This is a genomic window from Pseudomonas sp. TE36184 (genome assembly GCF_054060055.1).
In genome coordinates this window covers 2,020,772-2,035,400 of record NZ_JBSSCU010000001.1, presented here as the reverse complement: position 1 = coordinate 2,035,400, position 14,629 = coordinate 2,020,772, and the positions used below count along the sequence as shown (strand labels likewise).

At 64.5% G+C, this 14,629-nt stretch carries 12 protein-coding genes and 1 pseudogene; 8 read left to right on the top strand and 5 right to left on the bottom strand.

Annotation, left to right across the window (positions count from 1 at the left end):
• Positions 1-65: 65 nt before the first annotated feature.
• Positions 66-1,025 carry a GlxA family transcriptional regulator gene (locus ACVWZP_RS08820; RefSeq protein WP_457369680.1) on the top strand — a complete coding sequence of 320 codons (960 nt, stop codon included), beginning with the start codon at positions 66-68 and terminating at the stop codon, positions 1,023-1,025.
• 60 nt (positions 1,026-1,085) lie between these two features.
• Here the strand turns inward: ACVWZP_RS08820 and ACVWZP_RS08815 are convergent, their stop codons facing one another.
• Positions 1,086-1,472 carry a hypothetical protein gene (locus ACVWZP_RS08815; RefSeq protein WP_128192623.1) on the bottom strand — a complete coding sequence of 129 codons (387 nt, stop codon included), beginning with the start codon at positions 1,470-1,472 and terminating at the stop codon, positions 1,086-1,088.
• A 144-nt stretch (positions 1,473-1,616) separates the two neighbouring features.
• Entirely contained in the window at positions 1,617-2,339 is a 723-nt protein-coding gene (locus ACVWZP_RS08810) for a pirin family protein (RefSeq protein WP_457369679.1), read from the bottom strand.
• A gap of 180 nt (positions 2,340-2,519) precedes the next feature.
• Between ACVWZP_RS08810 and ACVWZP_RS08805 the strand changes: the two genes are divergently transcribed.
• Together ACVWZP_RS08805 and ACVWZP_RS08800 are read left to right on the top strand one after the other, a co-directional pair.
• Complete coding sequence (locus ACVWZP_RS08805) at positions 2,520-3,470, top strand: GlxA family transcriptional regulator (protein WP_102618580.1); 951 nt, start codon at positions 2,520-2,522, stop codon at positions 3,468-3,470.
• A 150-nt stretch (positions 3,471-3,620) separates the two neighbouring features.
• A complete protein-coding gene (locus ACVWZP_RS08800) occupies positions 3,621-5,072 on the top strand; it encodes a winged helix-turn-helix domain-containing protein (RefSeq protein WP_057004842.1) in 1,452 nt (483 codons plus the stop codon).
• On the opposite strand, the gene ACVWZP_RS08795 is transcribed toward ACVWZP_RS08800, so the two are convergent.
• Entirely contained in the window at positions 5,019-7,778 is a 2,760-nt protein-coding gene (locus ACVWZP_RS08795; protein WP_046383865.1) for an ATP-binding protein, read from the bottom strand. The genes ACVWZP_RS08800 and ACVWZP_RS08795 overlap by 54 nt on opposite strands.
• Positions 7,779-7,836: 58 nt before the next feature.
• Positions 7,837-8,232, bottom strand: a complete 396-nt coding sequence (locus ACVWZP_RS08790) for a helix-turn-helix domain-containing protein (RefSeq protein WP_046383864.1) — start codon at positions 8,230-8,232, stop codon at positions 7,837-7,839.
• Between the two features lie 206 nt (positions 8,233-8,438).
• Here ACVWZP_RS08790 and ACVWZP_RS08785 point away from each other — a divergent pair, with 206 nt between their 5' ends.
• The 5 genes from ACVWZP_RS08785 (at position 8,439) to ACVWZP_RS08765 (ending at position 13,614) form a co-directional block, all read left to right on the top strand.
• Entirely contained in the window at positions 8,439-9,350 is a 912-nt protein-coding gene (locus ACVWZP_RS08785) for a LysR substrate-binding domain-containing protein (protein WP_046383863.1), read from the top strand.
• A gap of 107 nt (positions 9,351-9,457) precedes the next feature.
• The gene (locus ACVWZP_RS08780) at positions 9,458-10,048 is read left to right on the top strand and encodes an antibiotic biosynthesis monooxygenase (RefSeq protein WP_128192625.1); all 591 of its coding nucleotides are present in this window, start codon (positions 9,458-9,460) and stop codon (positions 10,046-10,048) included.
• Entirely contained in the window at positions 10,045-11,883 is a 1,839-nt protein-coding gene (locus ACVWZP_RS08775) for an amidohydrolase (protein WP_079443563.1), read from the top strand. The genes ACVWZP_RS08780 and ACVWZP_RS08775 overlap by 4 nt, the downstream gene beginning before the upstream one ends.
• A gap of 27 nt (positions 11,884-11,910) precedes the next feature.
• On the top strand, positions 11,911-12,528 hold the full coding sequence (ycaC, locus tag ACVWZP_RS08770) for an isochorismate family cysteine hydrolase YcaC (RefSeq protein ID WP_057004838.1): 618 nt from the start codon (positions 11,911-11,913) through the stop codon (positions 12,526-12,528).
• A 198-nt stretch (positions 12,529-12,726) separates the two neighbouring features.
• Positions 12,727-13,614: a LysR family transcriptional regulator gene (locus tag ACVWZP_RS08765; RefSeq protein ID WP_046488517.1), complete on the top strand. Its 888-nt coding sequence runs from the start codon at positions 12,727-12,729 to the stop codon at positions 13,612-13,614.
• Here ACVWZP_RS08765 and ACVWZP_RS08760 read toward each other — a convergent pair.
• Positions 13,601-14,628, bottom strand: a pseudogene (locus tag ACVWZP_RS08760) (AraC family transcriptional regulator ligand-binding domain-containing protein). The gene ACVWZP_RS08765 and the pseudogene ACVWZP_RS08760 sit on opposite strands and share 14 nt — an antisense overlap.
• Between the last annotated feature and the right edge of the window lies 1 nt (position 14,629).

The following is a 14,629-nucleotide window of genomic DNA, read 5'->3' as shown; positions in this document are numbered from 1 at the left end:
CTAAATCGGCTAAGGTAGGTGCGCAAATGACTTATTTAATGCGAAAAGCGCAAAAAGGTCCGTGAATGCACATTACCTTGCTCCTGGCCGATCACTGCTCCGCCGCCAGCGCCACCCTGGCCCTGGAAATGCTCAGCGCCGCCAACCTGTTTGCCGACCATCCGCCCTTCGAGATCGTGGTCGCGTCCCTCGACGGCCAGGCCGTGAATGCCTGGGGCGGGCAGCGTCTGCAAGTGGCCTGTTCGACCGCGCAGATCGCACAGACCGATCTGGTGTTGATCCCCGGCTTTCTCTTCACCTTGAAAGAGGCTTTGCCGACGTTTGCCGCCTTCGGCCCCTGGCTGCGCGAACAGCATGGGCGCGGCGCCGTGCTGGTGTCGATGTGTACCGCCGCCTTTCTGTTGGCGGAAACTGGTGTACTGCAAGGCTTGCGCGCCACCACCCACTGGGCGTTTGCCGAGCTTTTCCGGCGACGCTACGCAGACGTAAGCCTCGATGACGCGCAGATGCTCTGCGAAGAAAACCGCGTGATCACCTGTGGTGGCGCCAGTGCGGCGATGGACTTGATGCTCCACCTGATCCGCCGCTTCGGCTCGCCGGAACTGGCTCACACCTGTGGCAAATACCTGCTGATCGACACGGTGCGGACGGTGCAGTCGGTGTACGCGATGTGGTCGTTGCCCAAGAGCCACGGCGACGCGCAGATACTGCGCGTGCAGCATTGGCTGGAGCAGCACTGCGCCGAGGCGCTGGTGATTGACGAGGTGGCCCGGCACTTTGGTTTTGGGGTGCGCAATTTCAAGCGACGTTTCAAGGAAGCCACCGGCTATACGCCGATCGCTTATGTGCAGACCCTGCGCCTGGAGCGCGCCAAGCAGATGCTGGAGTCGACGCGCATGACCCTCGAAAGCATCACCTATGCGGTGGGCTACGAAGACAGCAACTCGTTCCGGCGCCTGTTCCAGCAGCGGGTGGGGATGCTGCCGGCAGCGTATCGCAAGCGGTTTCAGGCCAGTACCCGATAAGCAGGCGAAAAAAAACCGGCTGATCAGGCCGGTTTGGGGTGCCGCGCACACAGCGCGGGGTCAAGCGTTGTTGCCCTGCAGGCGATCTGCACCGCCTTCAGCCAGGCCACGTTCCTGCAGACGATCCGCACCGCCTTCAGCCAGGCCACGTTCCTGCAGACGATCTGCACCGCCTTCAGCCAGGCCACGTTCCTGTAGACGATCTGCACCGCCTTCAGCCAGACCACGTTCTTGCAAGCGATCCGCACCGCCTTCAGCGACGCGACGTTCCAGCAGGCGTTCAGCACCGCCTTCGGCGACACGGTTGCCTTGCAGACGCTCGGCACCGCCTTCGGCGACGCGGTTTTCGTTGAGGCGATCAGCGCCGCCTTCAGCGACGACAGGGTGGGCAAAAGCGTTTGCAGCAAGTACCGAGAAAGCGAGGCTAAGCAAGAGTTGGCGTTTCATGAGAGTGTGCTCCGAGTGTTTGATTAGGGTGTTGCCTGGTGTGGGTTTGATGTTACGCGTTGGTATTTTTAAGAGAACTTCATTGGGCTGATGGTGACTATCGACGCCAGCGATAGCCCGCGTCGGCGGGCTATCGTGCAGCCGTCATGGCATCTGCGGCAGTTCCAGAGGGCGCAGGTCAAATACCAGTACCTCGGCATCGTCACCGTGGCTCAGGCGGATCTGGCGCTCATCGCGCACGCGGGCCCCGTCGCCTTCCTGTAGGCGTTGGCCGTTGATCTCGACGCTGCCGCGGGCCACGTGGATGTACACGTGGCGGTCCGGCGTCAGGTCCAGGCTTGCGCTTTCGTCAGCGTTGAACAGCCCGGCATAGACCCGTGCATCCTGGCGCACGTGAAGGGAGCCTTCGGCGCCATCCGGCGAGATGATCAACTGCAAGCGTCCACGTTTCTGCGCTGCACTGAAGTGCTCCTGCTGATAGCGTGGTTCGGCGCCGGAGACATTCGGTACGATCCAGATCTGCAGGAAATGCACGCCACGGCTCTGGCTATGGTTGAACTCGCTGTGGGCCACGCCGCTGCCGGCGCTCATCAGTTGCACATCGCCGGGGCGGATCACCGAGCCGGTGCCCAGGGTGTCCTTGTGTTCCAGGGCGCCTTCGAGCACATAGGAGAAAATCTCCATGTCGCGGTGCGGGTGCTGACCGAAGCCACGGCCTGCGGCGACGCGGTCATCGTTGATCACCAGCAGGTCGGAAAAACCCTGTTCGGCGGGGTTCCAGTAGTTGGCGAACGAGAAGGTGTGGAACGACTTCAACCAACCGTGATTGGCGGCGCCGCGGTCGGAGGCTTTGCGAAGGGTCAGCATGGTGGTGTCCTCAAGTCAGAGCGGGCTGCGAAATGCAGGGCGCTTGTGTTGAGAAGAAGGTTACTGGTTACTGGAATATTCATTAAGAAGCTGATATCTGAATAACTGTCGCATTGAGGTTGACAGTTTCGGACGTGGCATAATACCCGCTGCCTTCCTTCCTGATGGACGTCTCCCTCTATGAACACCGTGGCCATGGCGCTGTTTCCGGACTTCCTCCTGCTCGACATGGCTGGGCCGCTTGAAGTGTTTTCGATTGCCAACCGCTACCTGCCAGCGGCGCAGCACTATCGGATCCTGATCGTCGGCACCGAGCCCGGCCCGCTGCGTGCGTCCAATGGCGTGGTCGTGCAGCCCGACCTGCTGCTGGCCCAGGCGCACGATGCCTATGACCTGCTGCTGGTGCCCGGTGGTCCCGGTGCCTATAACGAATGCCACCCCGACCTGTTGCCCTGGCTCCAGGCCGCTGCTCCACGCGCGCGGCGCTTCGGCTCGATCTGCACCGGTGCCTTTGTGCTGGGGTATGCCGGGTTGCTCGACGGCCACCGCGTGACCACCCACTGGCATTACACCGAGCGGCTGATCAAGGCCTTCCCCCAGGCCGTTGTCGAAACCGACCGCATCTACCTGCAGGACGGCCGCCTGATCACGTCCGGCGGGGTGACGGCGGGCATCGACCTGGCGCTGTCGGTTGTCGCCCAGGACCACGGCAAGCAGGTCGCGGTGGACGTGGCCAAAGTGCTGCTGGTGGTGATGAAGCGCCAGGGCGGGCAGGCCCAGTTCAGCCCGATGACCGCCGCCGTGGCGCCCCAGGAAACCGCGATCACGCGGGTGCAGAGCCATGTGCTGGCGCATCTGGACCAGCCGTTCACCATCGAATCCATGGCGGCACTCGCCGGCATGAGTGCGCGGCACTTTGCGCGGTTGTTCGCCAAAGAGGTGCAGATGACGCCGATGGCCTTCCTGCAGGGCGCGCGCATCGACCGCGCCCGGCACCTGCTGGAAACCACCGACCTGCCGCTCAAGACCGTGGCCTTTCACGCAGGCTTCGGCAGCGTGCGGCATATGCGCTTTCTGTTCAGTGAAAAACTCGGCCTCAACCCCACCCAATACCGACAGCAGTTCAGTTAACGACAGGATGTCCGTCTCGCGCACCCGATTGTCCGTATCGCTCCCCGTGCCAGCATTGTCCTGTTACAACGAGCTGGCAAGATAACGGCAGGCCCATGGAAGAAGGATGCGCGGACGCCCAAGCTCGGGTGTTTCAGCGCTTTTACGCAGATGAACAACGACCATGCGATGCGCTTTGGCCCTTACACCTTTCATCGCCAGCAGCGCCTGGTCAGCAAGGCGGGCATGCCCGTGCCGTTGGGCGGGCGCGCGCTGGACATCCTGGCGGTGCTGCTCGAAACGCCCGGGCAATTTGTCAGCAAGGACACCCTGATCGCCCGCGTCTGGCCGTGCAGCGTGGTGGAGGAGAACAACCTGCGGGTGCATATCGCCGCCCTGCGCCGTGCATTGGACGGTCGTCGCTACATTCTCAATGAACCCCAACGCGGCTATTGCCTGGTTGCGCCGCTGCAGGAGGCCGCTGGGAACGCGGCACCGCGGCACAACCTGGCGACCCGGCTCAGCCCGCTGATCGGTCGCGACGAACTGGTGGGGACGCTGGTCCGACGCCTGTCGGGGCAACGCCTGATGACCCTCACCGGAGGTGCTGGCGTCGGCAAGAGCAGCCTGGCCCTGGCGTTGGCCGAGCGTGTGTTGCCGCGTTATCGCGACGGCGTGTGGTGGCTGGATCTGGCCGGTGTCGATACGCCCACGGCAATGCTGCGCCAGTTGGCCGAGACCCTCGGGCTCGACGCGGCTGACAGTGCCGCGGCGCTCTTCCGTCAATTGGCCTCGCGCCAGTTATTGCTGGTGCTCGATGGCGCCGACGTGTTGCTCGGCGCCTGCCGTCATCTGGTGCGCGCGCTGCAGGCCAGCGCGCCTGGGGTGACGCTGTTGCTGAGCAGCCGCGAAGCCTTGCGGGTGCCCGGCGAGTGGGTGCAGCGCGTGCCTCGCCTGGCGCTGCCGATGCCATCCGCCTGGGGCAGCGTCGAGCAGGCGATGGCCTACTCGGCGGTGCAGGTGTTCGTCGCGCGCGTGCGCGCCAGTCAGCAAGGGTTTGCCCTGCGGCCCCAGGACTTGCCGGCGCTGCGCGATATCTGCCGCCGGCTCGACGGTATTCCGTTGGCCCTCGAACTGGCGGCGGCCCAGGTCGATGCTCTCGGCGTGCAGGGCTTGCAGGTGCAATTGCGCAGCGGCCTGCAAGTGCTGGCGCGCGGTCGGCGCACGGCGCTGGAACGCCACCGATCCCTGGCGGCGGCCCTGGACTGGTCATACGAGCGCCTGAGCCTGCCGGAGCGTTGGCTGTTCCTGCAACTGGGCCTGTTCAAGATGGCGGTGAGCTTGCCCGTCCTGGGGCAGTTGATCGCCGGCACCGAGCTGGCTCACGCCGACCTGCCATACCTGCTGCGGCGACTGGTCGACATCTCGCTGCTGAGCGTGGAGCCCGGCCTCGGTCCCGAGCGTTACCGCTTGCTCAACAGCGTGCGCAGCTACGCCCTGGCGCAACTGCGCGACCCGCTGCAAGTGGCGCGTCTGCAGCAAGGGTATGGGCATTATCTGGGGGCGTTTTCAGGCCGGCCGTTTGTCCTGCAACTCGTCGAGCAGGCGGCGCACGCCGATTAGGTCCTGGGTGGCGAACCCTTCGCTGAATCGCCCGTAGACCGAGTCCAGCAACTCGCGTGCCGCTTGCCGGCGGTCTTGGCGCTGCCACAGCCGCGCCAGCGCGGTCGCACTGCGTAACTCCCAGGCCAGGGCGCCTTGCTGGTGCGCCAGGCCGAGTGCCTCGAGCAACAGCGCTTCTGCCGGGATGTCGTCACTGTGCTCGGCGCGCACCCGCAGGATCTCTGCCGTACACCAGCCGGCCGCGCCGCTTTTGGCGCGTTCGAACATCGCCGCGTCCACCGCGCCCGCATTGAAGGTCACCAGGGTATCCGCGATCAGGCCGAGCCCGGGCATGGCTTGCGTCGGCGCTGCGCCCGCGTAGTGTCGGGCCCAGGTATGAAACAGCTGCACCGAGTGCTTTTGCGCTTGTTGCAACAACAGTTCCTGCAGCGAATGGGCCGCGGCCGCGTCGCCGTTGTAGCGGGCGATGACCACCCCGGCCAGGGCCAGGGTGTAGCAGATCGAGGTGCCGTGGTTGATCTGCAGCGCCAGTTCCAGGGCCTGGTTCGCGGTGCGCCAGGCACGCTCCGGGAACCCCCGCAGCCACAGGATGCGAGCGAGGATCGTCAGCGAGGCCACGCCCTGGTCGTACTGCACGCCGAAGCCATGGGTGAACCGGTTCAGATGGCCGCTGTGGGCCATGCGCTGGATCACCTGTTCGGCATTTTGCAGGGCCAATGCCTGGTGACCGGCAAAGTGCTGGGCCAGTACCCGCAGGCGCTGGGCGCTGAGGTCGAGCAAGGGGTCGGCCTGGGGGCCGAGTTGATCGAAGTGCAGGCTTTGCGCAAGTGCCTGGCGATAATTTCCGCAACACAGGTTGACCGCCATATGGCCCGACACCGCACGCAACTGGCCGCTCAAGTCGTTGTTCGCTTCGGCCAGGCGCCGCGCGTAGGCAAAGGCGTCAATGGTCTGCGGCGTACCGCCCTGGGTGTGATACGAAAAACTGCCCAGCGCCAGTTGCAACGCCATGTGCAAGTGCGGGTTCGGCGCGGGCGATTGCGCCAGCCGTGCGAGCGCCTTGCCCACGTACAGCCCGTGTTCCCCCAGCAATGACAGTTCCTGCCACAACGGCATCGCGCTGACCGTCAGGCGAATACCCAACAGGTGCGTGCCCTGGTCGCCCAGGCCCCAATCCAGTGCGGCGCGGATGTCTTCGCGCAGGGGCGCGTAGCGGTCGATCCAGGGCTGGGTCGCGGTCAGTTCCCAATCGTCCCGGGCCTGTTCCATCAAGGCCAGGCAGCGTGCGGCGTGGCGCTCGCGGGTGGTGTCGAGTTCAGCGGCCACGCTGAGCTTTTCCAGGGCGTAGGTGCGGGTGATGTCCAGCAGGCGGTAGACCATCTCGTCATCGCCGGGCTCGACATTGAGCAAGGACTTGGCCACCAGTTGGGTGATCGAACCCAGCACCTCGGCCGGCGCGATCTGTTCCCCGGCGATCACCGCCGCCGCGCTGGCCAGGCTGAAGCCGCCGCGAAACACCGCCAGGCGGCGCAGGCAGATCTGTTCGCAGGGCGCGAGCAGGTCGAAACTCCAGTCCAGCGTGGCGCGCAGCGTCTGTTGACGGGGCAGGGCACTGCGGCGGCCACGGGTCAGCAGGCGAAAGTTGTCTTCCATCTGCACCAGCAGGCCTTGCAGGCCGAAACGTTCGATCTGCGCCGCCACCAGTTCAATGGCCAGCGGGATACCGTCGAGGCGCTGGCAGATATCGATCGCCAACGGCAGTTCGGCTTCGCTGAGGGCGAAGCTGTCCTGATGGGACATGGCGCGCTCGATCAACAGTTGCAGGGCCGGATAGCCCAGCGCCTGGGCACGGTTGCCGGTGGCGGGCGGGCAGGCCAGCGGCTCCAGGCGCTGCACGTATTCACCCTCGGCGCGCAGTGCTTCACGGCTGGTGGCGAGGATGTGAACGTTGGGCGCGTGGCGCAGCAGGGTCTCGCTGATCAGGGCGATGTCATCGAGCAGGTGTTCGCAGTTGTCGATCACCAACAGCAACTGGCGCGTGTGGAGACTGCGCGCGAGGGTCAACAGCGGCGCGTGTTCGTCGGGGGTGAGGTCGAGCAGGGCGGCGAGGTTGGGCAGGATCATCGACGGCGCGCTGAGGGGGGCGAGGTCGAGCAGGCGAATGCCGTCGCGGTAATGCCCGATCAGCAGCTCAGCGACACGCAGCGCGACCGTGGTCTTACCGATGCCTCCCGCGCCGGTCAGGGTGATAAAGCGTTGTTGCGGCAATTGCTGCACCAGCGCATCGATCAGCGCCTGGCGGCCGATCATCCGCGTGCTGCGCAGCGGCAGGTTGTGGGCCTGGCTTTGCGCACTGCCGTCGGTTGGAAGGGTCATCGGTTCGATGCTCAGTGGCGCAACAAAACTGTAACCGCGCTGGGCCACGGTGACGATATAGCGCTGCCCGGCCTGGCCATCGCCCAGGGCCTTGCGCAACGCCGCCATATGCACGCGCAGGTTGCCGTCTTCGACCACGCTTTTGGGCCAGACCCGCGCGATCAGTTCCTGCTTGCTCACCACATTGCCGGCCTGTTCCAGCAGGATCAGCAGGATGTCCACTGCCCGCCGTCCCAGGCGCAACGGCCGGCCAGCCTCCAGCACCAGGCGTTGGCGCGGGTGTATCCGATACGGGCCGAAGTGTACGGCCTGTTCGCTGAGGTCGTTCATGCCAGCGCGTGCTCTGAAAAAAGGGTTCGCCCAGCATATTCCACGCTTGCGCTGACCACTAGGCGGCAATCGCCTGCTTGCGACGCAATTGGTGATTACGCCAGGTCATCGGGTTGACGCCTTCGCTGCGCGTGAACATATGGCAGAAGTGTGCCTGGTCGCAGAAACCACATTCCAGGCTGATTTGCGTCAGGCTCAAGGACGTACCGGTGATCAACTCCTTGGCGCGCTGGATGCGCTGTTGGCGAATCCATTCCTGCGGCGACAGCCCGGTGGTGCATTTGAAGGCGCGGGAGAAGTGGCTGCGCGACAGTGCGCAGGCCTGGGCCAGGTCGGCAATCGCCAGGCTTTCGCCGAGGTTGGCGAGGATCAGTTGCTTGGCGATACGCTCGCGCCGGGGGCAGAGGCCGCCGGTCGCGCAGAAGCTTGGAGCACCGTGCTCAAGTCGGGCCATGACGAAATATCCGCAGTCGATGGGAGCGTTCCCGGTGAATGGATGCAGTGTAGACGGCCTCATTCTTGGTGCCGTGCCGTCCGACTGACGAGTTAATCGTTGTTAATTTCGCCAGTTGTTGGCGTGGAAAAGACAGCACAGGTGTGCAATCGCGCTCGCCGCGCCGCGTGCTTAGCTGGTGCTCTGTCAACTGTTTGGGGACCACCATGAACCGCAACGACCTGCGCCGCGTCGACATGAACCTGCTGGTGATTTTCGAAGCGCTGATGTTCGAGAAGAACCTGACCCGGGTCGCCGAAAAACTGTTTATGGGCCAACCAGCGGTGAGCGCGGCCTTGGGCCGTTTACGCGATTTGTTCGACGACCCGTTGCTGCTGCGCAATGGGCGCGGCATGGAGCCCACACCACGCGCAATGGCGATACTCAAGGAGCTGCAACCGGCCATGGACACCATCTCGAGCGCGGTCAGCCGCGCCAAGGATTTCGACCCTTCCACCAGCTGTGCGGTGTTCCGCATCGGCCTGTCCGATGACGCCGAATTCGGCCTGTTCCCGCCGTTGCTCAGCCAACTGCGCGACGAGGCACCGGGGATCGTGGTGGTGGTGCGCCGCGCCAATTACCTGTTGATGTCGTCGCTGCTGGCCAGTGGCGAGATCACCGTGGGGGTCAGCTACACCACGGATCTGCCGGCCAATGCCAAGCGCAAGAAACTGCGCGACATTCCGTGCAAGGTGCTGCGCGGCGATGGCGGCACCGCACCGCTGAGCCTGGACGAATACTGTGAACGGCCGCATGCCATGGTGTCGTTTTCGGGGGACTTGAGCGGCAATATCGACCTCGACCTGGCGCGCATCGGCCGGGCGCGCCGGGTGGTGCTGGCGGTGCCGCAATTCAGTGGCTTGCGGGCGTTACTGGCGGGCACGCAGATCATCGCGACCGTGCCGGACTACGCAGCGTGCGCCTTGACCGAAGGCACCACGTTGCGCGCGCAGGACCCACCGTTTGCGATCGACGCCGCAGAGCTGTCGATGGTGTGGAGCGGGGTGCATGACAACGACCCGGCGGAGCGCTGGTTGAGGAGCCGGATCAGCGCGCACATGTCCAGCTTCCCCGCGTAGGCGGCCCGGCAAGTCACCGCGCCAAACAGCACAAACATCCAATTCCGAATCGCCCGTCGCCGCCAAACTCGTCTCATCGCTCAGCTCTCCAGGGGGAAGAACACACCATGGACCCAACACCTGAAACCGGTTCCGACGAAGTCGTCACCCTGATCGTCAAACACCGGATCAAATCCGGCAGCGAGGCCAACTACGAAGCGTGGCTACGCCGCATAGTACGCATCGCCGGCGAACGCCCGGGCCACCTCGGCGTCGACGTCGTGCGCGGTAAACACGACGGCCTGTCGCTGTTCACCTGCGTGTTGCGCTACCGCTCCACCGACGACCTGCAACGCTGGCTCGACTCCCCCGAGCGCAAAACCCTGATCGAAGAAGCCGCGCCGATGCTGGCCGACGGCGACCACACCGAAATCGGTGCGGTCAACGAGTTCTGGTTCACCCCCCAAACCGACAGCGTCGCCAAACCGCCGCGCTGGAAACAGGCCGTGGTCACCCTGTGCGTGATCCTGCCGCTGACCCTGCTGGTACCGATCGTGTGGGGCCCGATATTGCGCCTGCACCCGTTCCTGTCCAACTACGTGGTCGCCACCTTCCTGATCACCCTGACCATCGTGTTGCTGGTGGTGTACGTGCTGATGCCGGCGGCTACCCGCCTGTTCGCTCCCTGGCTTGAAGCCTCTGTAAAGGAAACCCTATGAACGCCGATCTGATTTTGTTCAATGGCCAGTTCCACACCGTGGACCGTGAAAACCCACGCGCCACCGCCGTCGCCATTCGCCAGGGGCGCTTCGTGGCCGTGGGCACCGATGGCGAGGCCATGGCTCTGCGCGGCAGCGGCACCCAGGTCATCGACCTCAAGGGCCGCACGGTGATCCCCGGCCTCAACGACTCGCACCTGCACCTGATCCGTGGCGGCTTGAACTACAACCTCGAACTGCGCTGGGAAGGCGTGCCGTCCCTGGCCGATGCCTTGCGCATGCTCAAGGACCAGGCCGATCGCACCCCGACGCCGCAATGGGTGCGCGTGGTCGGCGGCTGGAACGAATTCCAGTTCGCCGAAAAGCGCATGCCGACCCTGGACGAGCTCAACCAAGCGGCGCCGGACACGCCGGTGTTCGTGCTGCACCTGTATGACCGCGCCTTGCTCAACCGCGCCGCCCTGCGCGTGGCCGGCTACACCAAGGACACCCCGAACCCGCCGGGCGGCGAGATCGTGCGTGACAGCAACGGCAACCCCACCGGCATGCTGGTGGCGCGGCCCAACGCGATGATCCTGTATGCGACCCTGGCCAAGGGCCCGAAACTGCCGTTGGAATACCAGGTCAACTCGACCCGCCAGTTCATGCGCGAACTCAATCGCCTCGGCCTGACCAGTGCGATCGACGCCGGCGGCGGCTTCCAGAACTACCCCGACGATTACGCGGTGATCGAGCAACTGGCCAAGGATGAACAGCTGACGGTACGTATCGCCTACAACCTGTTCACGCAGAAGCCCAAGGAAGAACTCAGCGACTTCAAGCACTGGACCGGCAGCGTCACCCTGCACCAGGGCGACGACTACCTGCGCCACAACGGCGCCGGCGAGATGCTGGTGTTCTCCGCCGCCGACTTCGAAGACTTCCTCGAACCGCGCCCGGACCTGCCGCTGAGCATGGAGCAGGAACTGGAGCCGGTGGTGCGCCACCTGGTCGAGCAGCGCTGGCCGTTCCGCCTGCACGCCACCTATAACGAGTCGATCTCGCGCATGCTCGATGTGTTCGAGAAGGTCAACCGCGACATCCCGTTCAATGGCCTGCCGTGGTTCTTCGACCACGCCGAAACCATCACCCCGCACAACATCGAGCGTGTGCGCGCCCTCGGCGGCGGGATTGCGATCCAGGACCGCATGGCGTTCCAGGGTGAGTACTTTGTCGAGCGCTACGGCGCCAAGGCCGCCGAAGCCACGCCGCCGATCAAACGCATGCTCGCCGAAGGTGTACCGGTCGGCGCGGGCACCGACGCCACGCGGGTGTCGAGCTACAACCCGTGGACCTCGCTGTACTGGATGGTCAGCGGCCGCACCGTGGGCGGCCTGGAGCTGCACGCCGAAGGCCTGCCGCGCCTGACCGCGCTGGAGCTGTTCACCCATGGCAGCGCCTGGTTCTCGTCCGAGCAGGGCAAGAAGGGCCAGATCAAGGTCGGCCAGTTGGCGGACGTCGCCGCGCTGTCGGCGGATTTTTTCAGCGTCGATGAAGAGGCCATCAAGTGGATCGAGTCGGTGCTGACCGTGGTCGGCGGCAAGGTGGTGTATGGCGCCGGCGACTTCGAAGATTTCGCACCGCCGCGCGTGCCGGTGCTGCCGGACTGGTCGCCGGTGGTCAAGGTGCCGGGGCACTGGCGTCCCGCTTCGCCGCTGCAGGCGCAGGCTCACCACTGCAGTGGCCCGTGTGGCGTGCATGCTCATGGCCATGAGAAAGCGCGTCTTTCCAACGTGCCGGTCAGCGACTTCCAGGGCTTCTGGGGTGCGTTTGGCTGCTCGTGCTTTGCGTTCTGATACCTAAACCCACAAAGGAGTTAACCCATGACTTACAAGCGCTTGAACAAAGATGACGCCGTGGTGCTGTTGGTGGATCACCAGACCGGCCTGATCTCCCTGGTGCAGGATTTCTCCCCCAACGAATTCAAGAACAACGTGCTGGCCCTGGCCGACGTGGCGAAGTTCTTCAACCTGCCGACCATCCTCACCACCAGCTTTGAAAGCGGCCCCAACGGCCCGCTGGTGCCCGAGCTCAAAGCACTGTTCCCGGACGCGCCGTACATCCCGCGCCCTGGCCAGATCAACGCCTGGGACAACGAAGACTTCGTCAAGGCGGTGAAGGCCACCGGCCGCAAGCAGATCATCATTGCCGGTGTGGTGACGGATGTATGCGTAGCGTTCCCGACCCTGTGCGCTCTCTCCGAAGGCTTTGAGGTGTTCGTGGTCACCGACGCTTCCGGTACCTTTAACGAAACCGTGCAACAGGCTGCCTGGGCCCGTATGACCGCGGCCGGCGCGCAACTGGTGAACTGGTTCTCCGTGGCCTGCGAGCTGCAGGTTGACTGGCGCAACGACATGGAAGGCCTGGCCAACCTGCTGTCGCCGCGCATTCCCAACTACCGCAACCTGATGAACAGCTACTCGGCGTTCACCACCAAGTAACCCGACCTCGGGAATCTCGGTAATCCCCTGTGGGAGGGGGCTTGCCCCCGATAGCGGTGGATCAGTCATGCATGTAGTGGCTGACATATTGCTATCGGGGGCAAGCCCCCTCCCACTTTTGATTGTGTTGGCACATTAGGTTTGTGGTGCAGCACCTGACAGGCTATAAATCAGCAAAATGTCCACCGAGACGCGACAATGAATCCCTTCGAAGACATGCGCCTGTTTTGCCAGGTCATGGAATCCGGCAGTTTCACCGCCGCCGCCGAGCAATTGGGGCTGTCCAAGCAATTCGTCAGCCGCCGCCTGATCCAACTCGAAGACCGCCTCGGCGTGCGCCTGCTCAACCGCTCGACCCGCCGCCTGGATGTCACGCCCCTGGGGCAGAGTTACTACGAATCGGCCTTGCGCCTGCTCAGCGAAGTCGAGCAAGTGGAGCAGGGCATCGCCGGGCAGAACAGCGAACCGCGCGGCACCATTCGCCTGAGTGCGCCGTTGTCGTTTGCCATGGCCCACCTGGGTTGCCTGCTGCCGCTGTTTTTGCAGCGCTATCCGCAGGTGTCGGTGGAAGTCGATCTGAGCGACCGCCCAGTGGACTTGATCGGCGAAGGCTACGATCTGGTGTTGCGCATCGGCATCCTCGAAGACTCCACCCTGATCGCCCGGCGTATCGCCAGCGTGCAGCGTGTGTACTGCGCCAGCCCCGAGTACCTTGCGTTGCGTGGCACACCGCAGAAACCCGACGACCTGACCGACCACGATTGCCTGCCCTACGGCCACGGCCGCCAGGTGCAATGGCGGTTCCAGAGCAAAGGCAAGCCGCAGTCGCTGAACGTCAGCGGGCGCATGCGCGTCAATAATGGCGAGTTGCTGCGCGACGCCGCCATCGCCGGGTTGGGCGTCACCTACCTGCCGACCTTTATCGTCGCCGATGCCTTGGCGGACGGGCGCCTGGTGACGCTGTTGCAAGACTTCGCCCCCGAGGCCCTGACGCTGTCGGCGGTGTACCCGCAGCACCGGCAGAGTTCGAGGCCGGTGCAGGCGCTGGTGGAGTTCCTGCGCGAGCGCCTGGCTAACGGCTGTTGAACAGCTGACGGATCAGGTTCGGCGTGGTGCCTGTCCAGCGCTTGAACGAACGCCGGAAGTTCGCCGCATCGTTGAAGTTCAGGTACGCGGCCACTTCATCGTTGCTGAACCCCTTGACCTGATACAGGTGCAACGCGACGTGCTTGCGCACCCGATCCACCTGCTGCTGAAAGCCGGTGTCGTGCTTGTGCAGTTTGCGCTTGAGGGTCGCCGGGCTCATGGCGAACGCCTGGGCCGCCTGTTCCAGGCTGGGCGGCTGGCGCACCTGTTCGCGCAGGTAGTCGTAGAGGCAATCGAGAAAACTGTCGGCAAAACCGAGCTGTTCGATCTGCTCGCGGGCCTGCTGGCGCGCGACTTGGCCGACGCGCCGGGCCAGGCCATGACCAGGTATTCGCGCGGGATGCACATCATGTCCAGCGGGCGCGCGAAGCGCGTGTGTTCGCCCAGGTGAACCCAGTATTGTTCGACGTAATGCGGCTCGCCATGGCTGAAGCTGCATTGCCACGGCAGGCGCTGGCCGCTGAGCCAGCGGCTCATGGCGACCAGCGAGGTCATGCTGGCTTCCAGCAGGAACCGCCAGTGTTCGCCGGCGCCGCAGCTGTCCCGCCAGTACAGGTAGGCATGGTGTTCATCCCGCTCCAATTGCAGCGTCACCAGCGGGCTGAGCAGCACCTGTTGCTGGATCAGGATCTCCAGCGCCTGATCCAGGTTCTGCGCGTGGCCCAGGGCATGGCTGGCGGCGCCGTAATAGCCGGGCAGCAGGCGTTGGCCAAACAGGAAGCTGCTCTCATCGGCTGCGAGCAGGCGCCGGCTGTTGCCGATCAATCCGAGAAACTGCTGCGGGCTCAGTTGCGCTGTACCGGCGAGGATGTCCTCGTGGAACAGCCCGGTGCCGCGCAACAGGCGATGGCTGTCGATGTCGCGGGACAAGGCCAGGTCGATCAACGCGGCGGGTTGGTAATGCCCTGGGATGAAGCGGCTGTCGGCCTCATACCAACGGGTTTTCACGGCCATC